The sequence below is a fragment of the Streptococcus parasanguinis genome (assembly GCF_047463195.1).
In the GTDB taxonomy this organism is placed as follows: Bacteria; Bacillota; Bacilli; order Lactobacillales; family Streptococcaceae; genus Streptococcus; species Streptococcus parasanguinis_R.
Genome location: NZ_JASHEI010000005.1, coordinates 138,203 through 153,515, shown reverse-complemented (window position 1 = coordinate 153,515; position 15,313 = coordinate 138,203). Strand labels below are relative to the sequence as shown.

General features: G+C 42.0%; 18 protein-coding genes and 2 tRNA genes. All 20 read right to left on the bottom strand.

Annotation, left to right across the window (positions count from 1 at the left end):
- Positions 1 to 146: 146 nt before the first annotated feature.
- Positions 147 to 746 (bottom strand): response regulator transcription factor, encoded by a 600-nt coding sequence (locus tag QM870_RS06085; protein ID WP_301362732.1) that lies wholly within the window; start codon positions 744 to 746, stop codon positions 147 to 149.
- A gap of 1 nt (position 747) precedes the next feature.
- Positions 748 to 1,845 carry a sensor histidine kinase gene (locus tag QM870_RS06080; protein ID WP_414369037.1) on the bottom strand — a complete coding sequence of 366 codons (1,098 nt, stop codon included), beginning with the start codon at positions 1,843 to 1,845 and terminating at the stop codon, positions 748 to 750.
- Positions 1,842 to 2,582 carry an ABC transporter permease gene (locus tag QM870_RS06075; RefSeq protein ID WP_201087675.1) on the bottom strand — a complete coding sequence of 247 codons (741 nt, stop codon included), beginning with the start codon at positions 2,580 to 2,582 and terminating at the stop codon, positions 1,842 to 1,844. Before QM870_RS06075 ends, QM870_RS06080 begins: the two co-directional genes overlap by 4 nt.
- Positions 2,551 to 3,468, bottom strand: a complete 918-nt coding sequence (locus tag QM870_RS06070; protein WP_414369035.1) for an ABC transporter ATP-binding protein — start codon at positions 3,466 to 3,468, stop codon at positions 2,551 to 2,553. The genes QM870_RS06075 and QM870_RS06070 overlap by 32 nt, the downstream gene beginning before the upstream one ends.
- A gap of 72 nt (positions 3,469 to 3,540) precedes the next feature.
- The gene (locus tag QM870_RS06065; RefSeq protein WP_023027681.1) at positions 3,541 to 3,732 is read right to left on the bottom strand and encodes a hypothetical protein; all 192 of its coding nucleotides are present in this window, start codon (positions 3,730 to 3,732) and stop codon (positions 3,541 to 3,543) included.
- Between the two features lie 134 nt (positions 3,733 to 3,866).
- A complete protein-coding gene (locus QM870_RS06060) occupies positions 3,867 to 4,421 on the bottom strand; it encodes an SP0191 family lipoprotein (protein WP_342983558.1) in 555 nt (184 codons plus the stop codon).
- A 282-nt stretch (positions 4,422 to 4,703) separates the two neighbouring features.
- A complete protein-coding gene (locus tag QM870_RS06055) occupies positions 4,704 to 6,368 on the bottom strand; it encodes a DAK2 domain-containing protein (protein ID WP_013904691.1) in 1,665 nt (554 codons plus the stop codon).
- 2 nt (positions 6,369 to 6,370) lie between these two features.
- Positions 6,371 to 6,736, bottom strand: a complete 366-nt coding sequence (locus QM870_RS06050) for an Asp23/Gls24 family envelope stress response protein (protein ID WP_003004393.1) — start codon at positions 6,734 to 6,736, stop codon at positions 6,371 to 6,373.
- Positions 6,737 to 7,019: 283 nt separating this feature from the next.
- On the bottom strand, positions 7,020 to 7,208 hold the full coding sequence (gene rpmB, locus QM870_RS06045; protein ID WP_001140948.1) for a 50S ribosomal protein L28: 189 nt from the start codon (positions 7,206 to 7,208) through the stop codon (positions 7,020 to 7,022).
- Between the two features lie 118 nt (positions 7,209 to 7,326).
- Positions 7,327 to 8,022, bottom strand: a complete 696-nt coding sequence (locus QM870_RS06040; RefSeq protein WP_014712935.1) for a LiaF transmembrane domain-containing protein — start codon at positions 8,020 to 8,022, stop codon at positions 7,327 to 7,329.
- 4 nt (positions 8,023 to 8,026) lie between these two features.
- Entirely contained in the window at positions 8,027 to 8,473 is a 447-nt protein-coding gene (locus QM870_RS06035) for a LytTR family DNA-binding domain-containing protein (RefSeq protein ID WP_003004160.1), read from the bottom strand.
- A 299-nt stretch (positions 8,474 to 8,772) separates the two neighbouring features.
- Positions 8,773 to 9,084: a LiaF transmembrane domain-containing protein gene (locus QM870_RS06030; RefSeq protein ID WP_049506410.1), complete on the bottom strand. Its 312-nt coding sequence runs from the start codon at positions 9,082 to 9,084 to the stop codon at positions 8,773 to 8,775.
- Positions 9,085 to 9,283: 199 nt separating this feature from the next.
- Positions 9,284 to 9,356: transfer RNA gene (locus tag QM870_RS06025), tRNA-Thr, on the bottom strand.
- 100 nt (positions 9,357 to 9,456) lie between these two features.
- A complete protein-coding gene (locus QM870_RS06020) occupies positions 9,457 to 10,242 on the bottom strand; it encodes an ABC transporter permease (protein WP_414369032.1) in 786 nt (261 codons plus the stop codon).
- A gap of 1 nt (position 10,243) precedes the next feature.
- A complete protein-coding gene (locus QM870_RS06015; protein WP_414369030.1) occupies positions 10,244 to 11,062 on the bottom strand; it encodes an ABC transporter permease in 819 nt (272 codons plus the stop codon).
- Position 11,063: 1 nt separating this feature from the next.
- Complete coding sequence (locus QM870_RS06010; protein WP_414369028.1) at positions 11,064 to 12,056, bottom strand: ABC transporter ATP-binding protein; 993 nt, start codon at positions 12,054 to 12,056, stop codon at positions 11,064 to 11,066.
- 359 nt (positions 12,057 to 12,415) lie between these two features.
- Complete coding sequence (locus QM870_RS06005) at positions 12,416 to 13,354, bottom strand: alpha/beta fold hydrolase (protein ID WP_414369026.1); 939 nt, start codon at positions 13,352 to 13,354, stop codon at positions 12,416 to 12,418.
- 84 nt (positions 13,355 to 13,438) lie between these two features.
- Positions 13,439 to 14,320, bottom strand: coding sequence for a class II fructose-bisphosphate aldolase (locus tag QM870_RS06000; protein ID WP_003004573.1), 882 nt, complete (start codon positions 14,318 to 14,320; stop codon positions 13,439 to 13,441).
- Between the two features lie 344 nt (positions 14,321 to 14,664).
- Positions 14,665 to 15,117 carry a hypothetical protein gene (locus QM870_RS05995; protein ID WP_414369024.1) on the bottom strand — a complete coding sequence of 151 codons (453 nt, stop codon included), beginning with the start codon at positions 15,115 to 15,117 and terminating at the stop codon, positions 14,665 to 14,667.
- Positions 15,118 to 15,197: 80 nt separating this feature from the next.
- Positions 15,198 to 15,283 (bottom strand) — tRNA-Leu (locus QM870_RS05990).
- Positions 15,284 to 15,313: the final 30 nt, after the last annotated feature.

Below are 15,313 nucleotides of genomic sequence, written 5' to 3'. Positions count from 1 at the left end.
CTATCATACCATTTTTAGAAAATATTTCAAGTAAAAATAGTAAATTTTCTGAATTTTCTATCCAAATCCGAAGAATGAGAGTTTTTCTAAAAATGCTACGTCTATCACAAAAAAAGTCTCTAGGAAATCCTAGAAACTTTTCTTCCTTATAACCAACCCTTTTCTTGGGCAATTTTTGCTGCCTCCGTCCGATTTTCCGCATCCAACTTGGTTAGTATGGCTGACATATAATTGCGGATGGTCCCGTTTGAGAGGAATAAGCGATCAGCAATTTCTTGGTTAGAAGCCCCTTTTGCGACTTCTTTTAAAACTGCCTTTTCTTGAGGGCTTAGAGGATTGGGATGGGTCAAGATCCCTTCCATTAATTCAGGCGAATATTCTTTTTGCCCTGCTAAAACTGCATGAAGAGTCGCCATCAAATCCGTAATGCGGCGTTCTTTTAAGACATAGGCATCGACTCCAGCCTTGAGAGCCCGCTCGAAATAGCCCGGTCGCTTAAAGGTGGTAACGATGACGACCTTGAGCTGGGGTTGTTGACTTTTGGCCCATTCCAACACTTCTAGCCCTGTTTTGATGGGCATCTCAATATCTAAGATAGCAATATCGACTGGATGGGTTTCGAGTAAGCGAATAGCTTCTTGCCCGTCTCCAGCCTGCAAGACTTCTTCTACATCCTCTTGCAAAAGCAAGAGCTGACAGAGGGCATCGCGTAACATACTTTGGTCTTCAGCAACTAATAAGCGCATCTTATTTCCTTTCTTGATAAGGGATCCGTATTTCTATCCGGGTCGGCTTGTGTTGATGACTGATCTCCAGCTCTCCTCCCAATAAGGCAATCCGTTCGCGGATCGAGTGCAGATCCTTATCGGAAACTTTACTAAAGCCGATGCCATTGTCTTCTGCAACCATTTCTACACCTGTCTCGGTGGAGCAATAAGAGAGAAAGGCCTGCGTCGCTTTGGCATGTTTGATCATATTAGTGGCTAATTCCAGAGACACCATGGCCAGAGCAGACTCTAGGATCGGCGAGATGCTAGCTGTATCGAGCTCATTCTGAATCTCCACTTTGACTTGCGCCACTTCTAGCATTTGCTGGACAGTTTCTAGCTCTCTTGTCAGGGTTCGCTGCTTCAAGTTCTCCACAATCTCTCGGACTTGGTGCATGGACTCTTGACTGATAGCTTGAATCTCTTGCACCTGCTCCTGCGCCTTCTCAACCTGACCCAATGCTAAGAATTGATCAGCTAAGTCTGCCTTGACACTGAGCATGGCAAAGGTGTGTCCTAGACTGTCATGCAGATCACGGCCAATCCTATCGCGCTCGTTTTCTGCCAGCAAGAGATTGATCTGGGCATTTTGCTTGGCATGGTCAGCTTTCAACTCTTCCACCATCCGAATCCGAATCATGCCGTAGGTCATGGCATGGGTAAAAAAGAAAATAATGATTAAAAATACCCATTCATACTCCATCGCACTCTGTTTGAAAAAGATGGCCCCAAAAAGCAGGAATTGCGATAGAAAAACTGTCCAAAGATAGGGAGAGCGAAAATTGCGAATCTCAAAGTGATAGACCAATAGGTTGCTGATGAAGAAATAAAACCAAAAATAGTTGGCGTTAATAAAAAGAGTATTTCCTGCTACATAGGCTAGGAGGTATAGCCAACAAATCCAGGTCAGCTTTTTGTTTTCAGTAATCAAGACTCCTAGATAGGAAGCAATAAACAAGAGGGCTAAAAAGAAGTGCCAGTAGGGGACCTCCCCTAATAAAATAGAGATAAAGGGAAAGCCCATAAAGACTAGGCTAGCGTAAAACATATAATGGATACGCTTGAGTTTTTCAATCATGAACGAACCTCAGAATGACGACGATAAACAATGACAAGGGTAAACAAGACCAGGGTAAACAAGGTTAAATAGACACTAGCGAGAACATTGATCTGCCCCTTGTTTAAAAAGGTCTTGATCAGCTCCATCAATTGATAGGTTGGTAGGCATTTGCCGATGGCTTGCATCCATTCTGGAAAGAGACTAATCGGCATCCATAGTCCACCCATGACAGCCAGTCCCATGTAAAGGAGATTACCCACAACAGACATCAATTGACTAGAAGGAAGCAAGGTCAAAACCAGACCGAGAGCCACAAACGCTAGGCTTCCTAGGATGAGAATAAAGGCCGACAAAATCCAATCTTGTAGGGACATATTCACATGGCGCACCACATGACCCACGGTAAAGACAACTCCAATCGATAGGAGAAAATCGACAAAGAGACCCACAACCTTTATTAGATAATATTCTACCATAGATACGGGGGTATGGCGCAAGACTTTTTGCCAATTATTGAGTCGATCGGTTTCAAGAACGGTTGGAAAAGAAAAGATAGCCGTAGACATCATAGAAAATGCCGTCATAGAAAGGAGATAATCCCTCATAAAGTGAGCGGGTGCCCCTGGTGTGTCCTGGTACATCCCTGAAAAGAAGAGATAAAAGGCCGTGGGCATCCCAATTGATAACAAGTAATAAATGGCTTGGCGTCTAGTCAAATGCCACTCAACCACGCCGAGAGCTTTCATGCGTTTCATCTTCTCTACCTACTTCCTTTGTATTTTCAAAAATAGAATCCAATAAACTTCGATTGGTTACTTCGATTTCTTGGATCGAGCATCCTTCTTCTTGCAAGCGAGTCCACAAACTATTGGCATCACGTGTCACAATCTGAAGAGCATCGGGTTTAATGATTACTTCACTAACACCTTCCATCTCTGCCACTAGAGCTTGGTAACGCAAAGGCAGGGTGAAATGTTTTTCAACTTCTTCGCTTCTCATAGCGAGAGGCGTCGTATCCCGAAGCAAATGCCCCTGATGCAAGACCAAAATTCGATCAGCCGTGTGCTCTACTTCCTCGATGTAATGCGAAGAATAGACAATGGTCACACCTTCTTCCTTTAAATGCCCAACGATCTCCCAAAAGCGTTGGCGAGTGGATGTATCCATTCCAGCAGTTGGCTCGTCCAAAAACAAAAGACTCGGACGACCAATCAAGGTCAACACAAAGGATAGGAGACGCTTTTGCCCACCAGATAACTTACTGGCCAATTGCTTTTTTTGTTCCAGACTGAATCGCAATAGATCATCAATTTCTTCTCCAGTTAAGGGGTTGGGATAAATAGAGCGAAAGAAGTTGATCAGTTCCTGCACGGTTAGCTTTTGCACAATGGCATTCTCTTGAGGGAGATAGGACACACTAGCCTTTAACTGAGGATGACCAGGAGCCTTCCCCTCTACTTCAATGATCCCAGACGTCGCTTTCATATCTCCCAGAAGACAGTTCATCAAGGTTGTTTTCCCAGCTCCGTTTGGCCCGATCAAGGCCAGACAATCCCCCCGTTCAACCGCAAAAGAAAGATCTTCTAAAATGACTTTTCCTTTGATACTTTTTTTCAAGTTCTCTACTCTAATGATGCTCATGATACTCTCCTTTCAAGCAGGCTTGGCTAGCTGGAATGATGACAAAGACGACCAAGGTCGCTCCCGTTTTTTTCATTGCTCCATTTCCTTTTTTACCGCCTTGACCATTTTCAATCCTTCTTGAACTGCCCAGCTCATGATGCCAATCCCAGCAAATAATTCCCAAGGGAAATGGTAATAGAGACTATCATCCTTTGAAAAGATCAAATAGACGACCATCCCCACCACTGTTAACGTAAACACTTTATAGAACCATTGTTTCATTTTTCCTTACCTCTTACTTTCTGACTTTATTATATGAAAAGGAAGAAGAGGCAACTAGATGATTTTGTCACTCGCTCACATGACAAAAGTCACTAAAAAAAGCCAAGTGACTTCACTCGACTTTTCTATTCTTCTTACTGGCCTTCTTCTTTCATGCCATGCAATTTCAAGGCCTTCACCAAGGCATCTGCCTTCATGTTTTTCAAATCATTGAGACCAGCATCTTTGAAGTAAGAAATTTCTTCTAGAGACTTGGCGTCAATTTGGTTGAGGTCAATCACACTGGTTGAGAGCAATTTCTTCTCTGGTGTAACGCTATACTCCAAGCTAAAACCAGGAACGGTTTTCAGCTTCTTGTAGTCTTCATTTTGCTCCAGCAAAGCTTGAATGGCTGCTGTGAGTTCTTCAGGCGACTTCTCTGCTGCGATGGTCCCAAGTTGTTGGGGCAGATCGGCCGTCACTTCGATGCGAAGGTTTTCAACCTTATCTCCCTTAGACTTGATGATATCCCGGTGTTTTGTTCCATTGATATCTCCAACTAAGGTTGTGGTTTTTTCTTCATTTTTTACTTCTTTTTTAACAGTGGAACTGCTAGATGAGCTAGCGGTTGTAGTTTTCTTCGTTTGGGATTGCGAACAACCAGTCAATACCAAAATGGCTAGCCCAAGGGTTACAAAAAATTTCTTCATTTTTATAACTCTCCTTTCACATACTGATACCAGTATAACATATCGCGTCTTTCTTGTCTAAAAACTCCACTGTTCAAAGCATTTCCCCCTCTTTTCAAGCTCTTCCATTTGAATAAAAATCTGATGAATGTGAGACTTTTTGCAGAAACTCCTTTTTCTCACAAATAAAGCCTCCGTGGAGGGTCACTTCAGTCTCAATCCCTCTGAATCACACTGATTTCATAGGGAATCTCCTCGTTTTTCTATATACAAAAAAGGTTCCGAAAGGAACCTTCTGTTCAATTATTCTACACTAAACAAGTATGGGTAGACGGGTTGGCCACCTTGGTGGATTTCCACTTCTACATCCTCATACTTCTCAGCAAGGGCTTGGGCCAATTCATTTGCCAACTCCTCACTGCCGTCTTCACCGACATAGATGGTCACAATTTCACTGTCTTCATCCAACATATGAGCGAATGTTTCTTCCAAGGTTTCCATCATATCTGGGTTTGAAACAACGATTTTGCCATCGACCATTCCAAGATTATCATTTTCATGGATTTCAAGCCCATCAATAGTGGTATCGCGAACCGCTGTTGTCACACTACCAGACACAACATCACCCAATGAAGCGCTCATGCGTTCGTAGTTCTCTTCGATCGATTTGCTTTCATCAAAGGCAAGAAGACTAGTCAATCCTTGAGGGATGGTCTTGGTCTCAACAACTGCTGCAGGTTGATCAATCACTTCTGCTGCAGATTGAGCAGCCATTAAGATATTCTTGTTGTTTGGCAAGATAATGATGTTGCGCGCATTCAACTCTTCAACCGCTTTGACAAAGTCTTCTGTTGATGGGTTCATGGTTTGACCACCAGAGATGATGTAATCCACTCCTTGCGCTTTGAAAATATCAGCCAATCCATCACCCGCTACAACTGCGATGATGGCATATTCTTTTTCTTCAACTGGTTTGGCTTGACGTTCTTCTTTTTCAACTTGCGCTTCGTGTTGGTTGCGCATGTTGTCGACTTTGACCTTGACCAAGCTTCCGTACTTAAGACCTTCTTGCATGACAAGACCTGGATCTTCTGTATGGACGTGAACTTTGACAATCTCATCGTCATTCACCACCAATAGGGAATCCCCAAGGTTGTTCAAATAGTTACGGAATTCATCGTAATCGAAGTCTTTGACATAGGTTGGACCTTGTTTCAAAGCGACCATGATTTCTGTACAGTAACCAAACTTGATGTCTTCAGTAGCCACATGGCCAGCGACTGACTTGTGGTGTTCTGCATTAATCATTTCTGACATGGTTGCAGGTGTTGCTTGGAACTCTTCAGAAGCGATGAATTCACCTGTCAAGGCTGACAAGAATCCTTCATAGATGAAGACCAACCCTTGACCACCAGAGTCTACCACGCCAACTTCTTTCAAGACTGGCAACATATCTGGAGTCTTCGCAAGAGCTGTTTTAGCTCCTTCAAGAGCGGCACGCATAACTTCTACTGCATCATTGGTAGATTCTGCTTTCTTCTTGGCCCCAATGGCTGCCCCACGAGAAACCGTCAAAATGGTTCCTTCAACCGGCTTCATAACGGCCTTATAAGCAACTTCTACACCAGACTGGAAGGCTGCTGCGAGTGCTGCTCCATCCAATTCTTCTTTGTCTTTGACACTTTGAGAAAATCCGCGGAACAATTGAGAAGTGATAACTCCTGAGTTCCCACGCGCCCCCATCAAGAGACCTTTAGCGAAGATCCCTGCTGCTTCTCCAACAGTTGAAGCAGAACGGTCAGATACTTCTTTGGCCCCATTTTCGATGGTCATTCCCATATTGGTTCCTGTGTCCCCGTCTGGTACAGGAAAGACGTTCAAAGAGTTTACATATTCCGCTTGTTTATTTAAGCGCGTAGCCCCCGCTTGAACCATTTCTTGAAATAAACTTGTAGTAATATTAGCCACGATTATTCTCCCACAATCTTGATATTTTGAATATAGACATTCACAGTATCCGTAGTGATTCCAAGTTGATTTTCCAAACTAAATTTCACACGTTCTTGAATATTTTTTGAGACTTCGCTAATCTTTGTTCCATAGCTCAAAACAGTGTAAACATCAACTGCGATAGTTCCTGCTTCCGTTGTTTTGACAACAACACCTTTAGAGAAGTTTTCTTTCCCTAGGAGGGCTTGGAAATTATCTTTGATCGCATTTTTGCTGGCCATTCCAACCACACCGAAGATCTCAGTAGCGGCACCGCCTACAACAGTTGCGATAACCTCATCAGTCAATTCAATTTGACCGTCCTTTGTATTGATTTTTACTGTCATAATTTCTACCTCAAAAGTATTTTATATTCTATTTTACCATAAAAGAGGTCAACTGTAAAAGGGTAGGGACTATTCTTCTCCCGCTGTGACAGCTGTCTCTGGAGAAAAAGAAAAGGGAGTGGGAAAGAACTCCGTAAAATAAAAAAAGTTGAAAAGGTTCCCCAAACCTTTTCAATTTTCCCACCCCCGCAAAGCAGTGCTTTGAGCAATCAACCACTGCGTCATGCTACTATTCCTATCAAAAGCGAAGGCTGGACACTTTATGCCCAGCCTTCTTTCTTTATTAAACGCGTTCTACTTTACCAGATTTCAATGCACGAGCTGAAGCCCAAACTTTTTTAGGTTTACCATCAATAAGGACAGTTACTTTTTGAAGATTTGGTTTTACGGCACGTTTTGTTTGGTTCATAGCGTGTGAACGGTTGTTACCTGATACAGTCTTACGACCTGTGAAATAACATACTTTAGCCATTTCTGTGTTTCCTCCTATTAGATCTAATATAACGGATGTGCTAGCACCACATACCGTACTATATTACCAAAAAAAATCTCTCTTGGCAAGCTTTTGGCCAAAGTTTTTCATTTCCGACTTAAGAAAACGAATTCGCTCCGACATAGATAATTTCCAGATTTCCTAAGGAAACATCGCCCGTAATGTAGAAATCCTTGCTTGTCAGAGCACTTGGATTTTCCTGATGTTGGATCGCTGAGAGGGAATTATCCACATTTACATGGACACGCCAATCACTTGGTACATAGAGGCTCAGACTTCCAAGGGAAACATCGACAACAAACTGGGCTGACGGACCTTCGATGCGGCAATTGTCAAAATAAACCGAAGCTTCTCCCATACTCACATCTGCACTTCCGTGAGTAAAGTGTTGGTCATTGAGATACTTTGTCACTGTTGAAAAAGTGACATCAATGTCATTGCCATCAGACTTACTCATGGACCCAGCAGAATAGGAAGCTAGGCGGGCTTTTGTTTTCTTAGAGGGTTTAAACAAAATATTGAGCCCAATCACAGCGAGAATTGAGGAAAGGATGACAACTGAATTGGACACCGGAAGGAAATGGTATTGCCCATTGAGACAAAAGAGGGCTAAAAGTCCATAGATGAAGCCCCAACCAAAATGGCGTTTTAAGAAACTAGAGAGGGACAGGACGGCAAGCAAGGTAACCCAAGCTAAGGTCCAGATGCTGATGTCCCATTTTACAAAATAGCCTTGTAAGAGGATTAAGGCTGCTAAAAGGATTAAGAATACTCCAATTAATTTTTTTCTCATGATATTACCTCATTTCATTTAGTCGTTCTTTTAAGAGTTGATAGTAGCGTCTGGATACGTGAACCTGCTTATGGGTCTGATAGAAATTGACCGTGCTAGTTCCTGAAAAAGACTTTTCTAGAGAATAGATCTGCTTTGCGTTGACAATGGTGGATTTGGATATCCGACAAAAGGCGATGGGAAGCAGCTCCTCCAACTCATAGAGCTTCTGCTTAACCTCATAGGCCTCGTCCTTGGTGTGCCCAAAAATCTTCTCCCCGTCCGTCTCAAAAAAGAGGATCGATGCCACATCCAGAAAATACTCACTTCGATCCTTGTAAAAGGCCAAAGGAGCGACCTTTTGTTCTAGGATTCTCTCTTGCAGCTGGGTCAACTCCGGGGTCAAGCGCGGGGCTCGAATCAAGATCTCAGGCTCGTCCATTGATGGATCCAATTCGATTCTAACTTTCATAAAACTCCTTTCCCAACGTTTTGATAGTACCATTATAACAGCTGTTGAAAACAAAACAAGGGCTTTTCAGTAAGTGGCACGTTTTGCCCATCAAGAGGTAGTTTTTGAGAAGTAAAGAGAGAGTGGGACAGAAATCGGTCATTCGTTAGAATTCGATTTCGTCGTCCCACCTCCGCACAGTTGAGTAGGGCTGTAAAAGCTGATGAAATCAGTGTAGTAGAGCCCACTCAACCACTGCGTCTTGCTCGACAATCCAAAAACAATTAAGAGGCTAGGACTTTTGTCCCAGCCTCCTTCCTTTATTTGTTGCTATTCTTATCCGGTAAAAGAAAACTAAGACCCACGCAAGCAAGGACACCCGCTGTGATCACTAAGCCATTTGAAACCGGCAAGAGATCGTAGATCGCGTTTGCAATCATCAGAGCAATTAAAGCACAGATGACACTTGCCTTGTAGTCCTGTTTCAACAGATTTTCAAGCGTAAAGAAAGCAAATAAGAGAACGGGGAATAAAGGCCAGATATTCACATCGATCTTTGGAAAGCCAACCATTCCCATTGTGACAACCGCAAGAGCTGCCAGAATAAATCCAAGTCCAAGTAATTTTTTCATCATCGTATACCTCGTTTTTATTAATTGGAAGTATTGCTTCCTTTGATGATTCTATGATAGCAAAGAGCCCCTATGGAGACAAGGACTTTTGACTAAGCGGTCAAAAATGGCGCCTATGCGGTCAAAAAAAGAGCGAGACAGAACGAATCGGTTATCACCATCATTCGTCGTCTCGCTCCTTCAAAGCCGTTTCTTCCTATGCCGATTGCAGGGATCGAACCTGTGACCTACGCGTTACGAGTGCGTTGCTCTACCAACTGAGCTAAATCGGCGATTACCTTCTTAGTATAGCACTCTGAGAATAGATGTCAAGAAATTTTCATCTCCATTAGAAAAAGCCTTTCCTGAGACAAGGCTTTGAGATTCTTCCTATTACGAACCCGCACTTTCGTAGGCATCCAATCCCCTGTCCCAAAGTTTGAGGGAAATAACAAAGAAAACAAGGGAAATCAGAATCAAACCACCAATATTAAAGAGTCCATCCTTGTCCTGCAAGAAATAGCTGGCAGGATAGTAGGCCGTAAAGGCGAAAGGTACAATAAAGCTAATTAACCAACGAAGGAGCGAATTGTAAATAGAAATAGGATACTTGGCAAAATCATTAAACATATAGAAAATGTAAATCATGGCACCTGACTGCTTGGTCCAAAAAGCGATGCTGGCTGTAGCAATTTTCAAGGAAGTATAAATCAAGGTTGCAAAAGGAATACAAACTAGAAAAATCAGGAATTTTGGAAGAGTCCAAGAGATGCTAGTTACTGTTGTTCCTAATAGAATGCCACCGACCAAAAGTTCACCCAAGGCATCAATCTGAAAGGTCTCAACGAGGATGTGAAAGAGAGGATTAATAGGACGAGTCAGATACTTGTCAAACTCCCCTTTTCGAACTAGTCGTTGACCTAAAGCCCAGAGATTGTCAAAAAAGAGATGATCTAATCCCTTGGGAATTAAGGAAAATCCATAGATAAAGGCAATTTCTTGATAAGTCCAACCTTCTAGGGAGGGAATGTGTTGAAAGATGACATTGAGAAACAAGAGGTTCAGGCCTTGAGTCAGAAAGACTCCCAACACACCAACCACAAAATCGACCTTGTATTCCATGATTTGCTTGATGTACTGTCTGATAAAAATCAGATGCATGCGTTGATATTTTTTCATACTAACCTCCCTGAATGGTGATAAATGACTGGACTCGTTTCCAAATCAACTGAGACAAGCCCACCATCACTATAAGCCAGAAAAGCTGAAGCAAAAGTGCTTGAAGAATCTGACTAGCATCGTATTTCCCAACAATAATCATGACCGGAGTGTAAATTAAGGATGAGAAAGGTAAGAAGGACAGAATATCTGAAATGAGCTTTGGAAAGAAAGCCAAGGGAATCAAACTCCCAGACATAAAGGCCACTATGGAAGTCTTAAGTAGATTGGAACCCCATAAATTTTTAAATACAAAGGCTGAAAATCCGAAGCAGATATTAAAGAAAAAGTTAATCAGATAAGCCAGAGTTAAGCTAAAGAGATAAAGGACAGTTAATCCCAGCACTTCTACAATCCCTTGCCCAGATAAGATTTTCATCAAAACAATGACACTTAAAAATGGCAGTCCAACAGAGATAAAAATCAACCACTTGGAACCAAGCTCCGTAAAGAGGTAAGAAGCCGCAAAATGCACTGGTCGCAACAAGCGCATGATAATGGAACCATCCTTGACCTCATCACCAATCATAAAGGAAGAATCCGACCTAGTCAGAAGATTAGTCACAAAACTCATGATGATGTAGAGGGTGATATCCGCCATACTGAAGCCCTGAATCAAAGGCTCCTGGGAGGAATCAAAGACAGCCTTCCATAGATAAAAAGCCACAAAAGCACCCATGACATCGCCAATCCGATAAAGAATAAAGTTGACTCGATAGCTAATCAACTCCTGAATCCCTGCATTGATAAAGGGTTTATAACGTCTCCACAATTTGACCATCTTAGAGCTCCTTTCGATAGAAGCGACGGATAATATCTTCAATATCCGTATCTACCATCTTCAAATCACGGACCTCAAAATCAGATAAGGTTTGCTTGATAATATCGGCCGACTGGTAGCGGGAACTATCGAATTCAATATTGAGAGTATTTCCTTGTCTATCAATGGACATATCAGGCAAGCCCTCATAATGAGAGACTAGATGATTTTGACCTGGCGTCAGGTCAAAGGAGAGAGTCTTCATCTTTCCAAAGGTTTCCTTGAGCTGGCTAACCGTTCCATCAAAAATCTCTTGCCCCTTATCAATCATAAAAATCCGATCACAGAGTTGCTCAATATCGCTCAAGTCATGAGTAGTCAAGAGAATAGTTGTCTCTTCCTCCTGATTAATCTGGGTAATGGCCCGACGAATGTTGTCCTTGACCGACACATCCAAACCAATGGTCGGCTCATCTAAAAAGAGAACCTTGGGATTGTGAAGCAAGGAAGCCGCAATATCCGCCCGCATCCGTTGACCCAGTGAAAGAGTCCGCACAGGATCCTTGATAAATTCTTTCAAATCCAAGACTTCATTCAAAAAGTCCATGCGCTTATGGAAGAGCGAGTCTGGCACATCGTAAATCTCCTTCAAGACCGTGTAGGTCTCTTGCAGTGCCAAATCCCACCAGAGCTGGGTACGTTGTCCGAAAACGACTCCAATATCCTTGACATAATCTTGGCGATTATCCTGGGGAATCTTGCCATTAATCCGACAATAGCCAGATGTCGGCTTTAAAATTCCTGTCAGCATTTTGATGGTGGTTGACTTCCCAGCACCATTTGCCCCGATAAATCCTAAAATCTGCCCTTTTGGAACTTCAAAAGTTAAATCCTTGACCGCTTCAAAGGTCTGCTTTTCAGGATGAATAAAGGAGCGCAAGGCTCCCTTTAACCCCGGCTCCTTAACTGTCTTCACAAAATTTTTCCGAAGATGTTGCACTTCTATCATTGCCATATCTATCTCCCTATCGTAAGAAGCAACATTGTATTTTTGACTACAAATATTCTAAATCCTTACTTTCTACACTTACTCAATATTATTACAGAAGGCTTTATACCAACCTATTATAATCCAATAAAAAAAGGAATGCAAGCGTTTGCTTATTGATTATGAAATTAGAGATTTCTCTCTTAAAATGAAACTTTTAATCAAAAATTCTGTTAAATAGTTTCCTTAAGACACCAAAAAACCTGCCCTTAGGGGCAGGCTTATTGTTAAGAAAAAGAATTTTTTTAATCGAGAAAATTAACGATTCTACTGTTAATCCTTCAGCATTTAATTATTATCATCAGTCTCAATGGATTTTTAAGCCCTCAATTATTCTCTAAAAATTCTTTAATACGAGAAACAATAGCATCGCTTTGATAATGATAGAGGTCGTGAGGCACATCCATATAATCGACTTGAACATTAGACTGGTCGCTTGCAAATCTCTCTGCATAACGTTGCCACTCTGATTGGCTAAAGGTCGTGCCTTCACCGTTAGAAACCAGGAGTAAGGCTGGAATTTTCGAATTAATGCTAGATGGAACTTTCTTGGCATTTTCCTTTGCCAAACGGGATTCATGAAGCATGGCTTGTGACATCAACTGCTTATATGCTAGTAATTTATATTGTTGTCGTTCAGTTTCAGTCAGAGTTGGATTTTTTATATAAAAGGACTCAGGGAAATAGCGTAATAAGCCAATCTTACTGCTCCAATAAGCCACAGTAAGCAAGGCCTGATTATCCTTTAAATCTTCATAACTCGCTGGCAAGGCCCAATCAAGACCGATCAAAGCCCTCACTTCATTAGGATATTTCTCTTGCCAAGCCAGACTTTCAAGACTAGCCATTGAATGAGAAACAATCACATAAGGCCCCGAAACTTCGGCTTGAGACAAAGCTTGACGGGTCTCAGAAAAAACCGTCATCACATCTCTTGATTGATCACTATCTTCACTAAAACCATATCCTGCCCGCTCTACAACGACTACTTTGTATTTTTTGGATAGGGAATCTGATAGATTCTTAAAGTCTAAAATAGGAGAGGCGATACCTGCACCGGAAAGAAAAACTATCGTTTCAGATCCTTCACCTTTAATGTATACATTCATTTGATGTCCATTGACCGTGACCTCTTTACCGATAGGAGTGAGAAGCTTACTTTCTTTTTGCAAACTAAGTTGGTGAAAACCAAATGTACCTCCTAGAAAAAGGATAAGAACAACAAAAATGATCCAGCTAAACTGTTTAAATTTTTTCATAGGCATATTGTACAAAAATTAAATCCCGGAAGCAACTTTTCCCATACAAAAAAACAAGATCCACATGGGACCTTGCTTTCCTGTTTTTAATTAAGCTTTGCCTTCTGAACCGAATACGTCGATACGTTCTTCAACAGCTGCAGTAATTGCTTCGAAACCTGGTTTCAAGAATTTACGTGGGTCGAAGAGTTTCTTCTTGTCGTATTCTGCTTCGTTTGCATCGTATTCACGTACGAATTGACGAGTAGCATTTGCAAATGCGATTTGGCATTCAGTGTTAACGTTAACTTTTGCAACACCAAGTTTGATAGCTGCTTGGATTTGATCATCAGGGATACCTGATCCACCGTGCAATACGATTGGGAATCCTGGAACAGCTTCAGTCAATTTTTGCAAGTGGTCAAGGTGAAGACCTTTCCAGTTTGCTGGGTAAGGACCGTGGATGTTGCCGATACCTGCAGCCAAGAAGTCGATTCCTGTAGCAACCATTGCTTTAGCGTCTTCGATTGGTGCCAATTCACCGTCACCGATGATACCGTCTTCTTCACCACCGATAGTACCAACTTCAGCTTCTACTGAGATGCCTTTAGCATGAGCTTTTTCAACGACATCTTTCGCCAATTTAAGGTTTTCTTCAACTGGAAGGTGTGAACCGTCAAACATGATTGAAGTGTAACCAGCTTCGATACATTCAAGAGCATCGTCGTAGTGACCATGGTCAAGGTGAATAGCAACTGGTACAGTGATACCCATTGATTCTACAAGGTTTTCAATAAGGGCTTTACATACTTTGTAACCACCCATGTATTTAGCAGCACCCATAGAAGTTTGGATAAGTACTGGAGCTTTCTTAGCTTCTGCTGCACGCAAGATAGCTTGAGTCCACTCAAGGTTGTTTGTGTTAAATCCACCAACTGCATAACCATTGTCACGAGCTGCTTGGACAAATTTTTCTGCTGAAACGATTGCCATTTGTTATAGGCCTCCTATAAATTTTTGTGGGGTTAATCCCACTTACATTGTTTATTTTATCACTTTTTAGATGAAATTGCTAGTTTTTCCTGTAGCTTTAAGAGATTTCTTCCAATAAATAGGGCGGAATCTCCTATCTCCTAAGGCTTTCACCCTAGCAAATAAGGAAAAGAGGCTGGGACAAAAGTCCTAGCCTCTTAATTATTTTTGGATTGTCTAGCAAGACGCAGTGGTTGAGTGGGCTCTACTACGCTGATTTCATCAGCTTTTACAGCCCTACTCAACTGTGCGGAGGTGGGACGACGAAATCGAATTCTAACGAATTACCGATTTCTGTCCCACTCTCAATTCTCTTCTTTAAAATTTTTTAGCGAAAGGAGAAAGGCGATCCCGCAGATCACAAGGAGTGCTGCTACAACCCATTGAGAATAGAAATAAGCAGCAAATAATTGACTGTCGGTGAACATTTTTCCAAAAAGCCCGTTTAGCACTCCCTCAAGAAAGGGAATATACTCACACACAGCAAGGATTGACGCAAGAAAGAGAATACTGCCCGCTATCAAGAAAAGATTGGGAATCCACTTTTTAATCCTTTTCTCTTTTCTGAGAAAATACTTAGAAGCAATCGCTACTAGAAAAACGAGGACATTCCATATGTTTAAGGCGATAAAATATCTAAAAGTATCCTTGTATGCGCCTATCGCCATAGCTAAAATCAGGATAGGACCGAAAAAATTAATGGCACTTCCCAATAGTGCAAAGAGGCCATCGACCAAAACCAGATACTTCTTCTTCATTTTCTCACCTCATCTCACACCTATTCTACCACAAAGAAATTTAAAAACAAAAAAAGATAGCCAAAGCTATCTTGATCCGATGCGGAGAGAGGGACTTGAACCCTCACGACCTAAAGCGGTCACAGGATCCTTAGTCCTGCGCGTCTGCCAATTCCGCCATCCCCGCGATTGAGTACTTTACTAGTATATCAATCAA

What these genes read in the sequence shown, in the direction of transcription:
- QM870_RS06035 (WP_003004160.1), bottom strand. Translation starts at nt 8,473, where the DNA reads ATGAAAGTTAGAATCGAATTGGATCCATCAATGGACGAGCCTGAGATC.
- QM870_RS06075 (WP_201087675.1), bottom strand. Translation starts at nt 2,582, where the DNA reads ATGAAACGCATGAAAGCTCTCGGCGTGGTTGAGTGGCATTTGACTAGA.
- QM870_RS06040 (WP_014712935.1), bottom strand. Translation starts at nt 8,022, where the DNA reads ATGAGAAAAAAATTAATTGGAGTATTCTTAATCCTTTTAGCAGCCTTA.
- QM870_RS06010 (WP_414369028.1), bottom strand. Translation starts at nt 12,056, where the DNA reads ATGGCAATGATAGAAGTGCAACATCTTCGGAAAAATTTTGTGAAGACA.
- QM870_RS06070 (WP_414369035.1), bottom strand. Translation starts at nt 3,468, where the DNA reads ATGAGCATCATTAGAGTAGAGAACTTGAAAAAAAGTATCAAAGGAAAA.
- QM870_RS06085 (WP_301362732.1), bottom strand. Translation starts at nt 746, where the DNA reads ATGCGCTTATTAGTTGCTGAAGACCAAAGTATGTTACGCGATGCCCTC.
- QM870_RS06050 (WP_003004393.1), bottom strand. Translation starts at nt 6,736, where the DNA reads ATGACAGTAAAAATCAATACAAAGGACGGTCAAATTGAATTGACTGAT.
- QM870_RS06020 (WP_414369032.1), bottom strand. Translation starts at nt 10,242, where the DNA reads ATGAAAAAATATCAACGCATGCATCTGATTTTTATCAGACAGTACATC.
- QM870_RS06060 (WP_342983558.1), bottom strand. Translation starts at nt 4,421, where the DNA reads ATGAAGAAATTTTTTGTAACCCTTGGGCTAGCCATTTTGGTATTGACT.
- rpmB (WP_001140948.1), bottom strand. Translation starts at nt 7,208, where the DNA reads ATGGCTAAAGTATGTTATTTCACAGGTCGTAAGACTGTATCAGGTAAC.
- QM870_RS06080 (WP_414369037.1), bottom strand. Translation starts at nt 1,845, where the DNA reads ATGATTGAAAAACTCAAGCGTATCCATTATATGTTTTACGCTAGCCTA.
- QM870_RS06000 (WP_003004573.1), bottom strand. Translation starts at nt 14,320, where the DNA reads ATGGCAATCGTTTCAGCAGAAAAATTTGTCCAAGCAGCTCGTGACAAT.
- QM870_RS06005 (WP_414369026.1), bottom strand. Translation starts at nt 13,354, where the DNA reads ATGCCTATGAAAAAATTTAAACAGTTTAGCTGGATCATTTTTGTTGTT.
- QM870_RS06015 (WP_414369030.1), bottom strand. Translation starts at nt 11,062, where the DNA reads ATGGTCAAATTGTGGAGACGTTATAAACCCTTTATCAATGCAGGGATT.
- QM870_RS05995 (WP_414369024.1), bottom strand. Translation starts at nt 15,117, where the DNA reads ATGAAGAAGAAGTATCTGGTTTTGGTCGATGGCCTCTTTGCACTATTG.
- QM870_RS06065 (WP_023027681.1), bottom strand. Translation starts at nt 3,732, where the DNA reads ATGAAACAATGGTTCTATAAAGTGTTTACGTTAACAGTGGTGGGGATG.
- QM870_RS06030 (WP_049506410.1), bottom strand. Translation starts at nt 9,084, where the DNA reads ATGAAAAAATTACTTGGACTTGGATTTATTCTGGCAGCTCTTGCGGTT.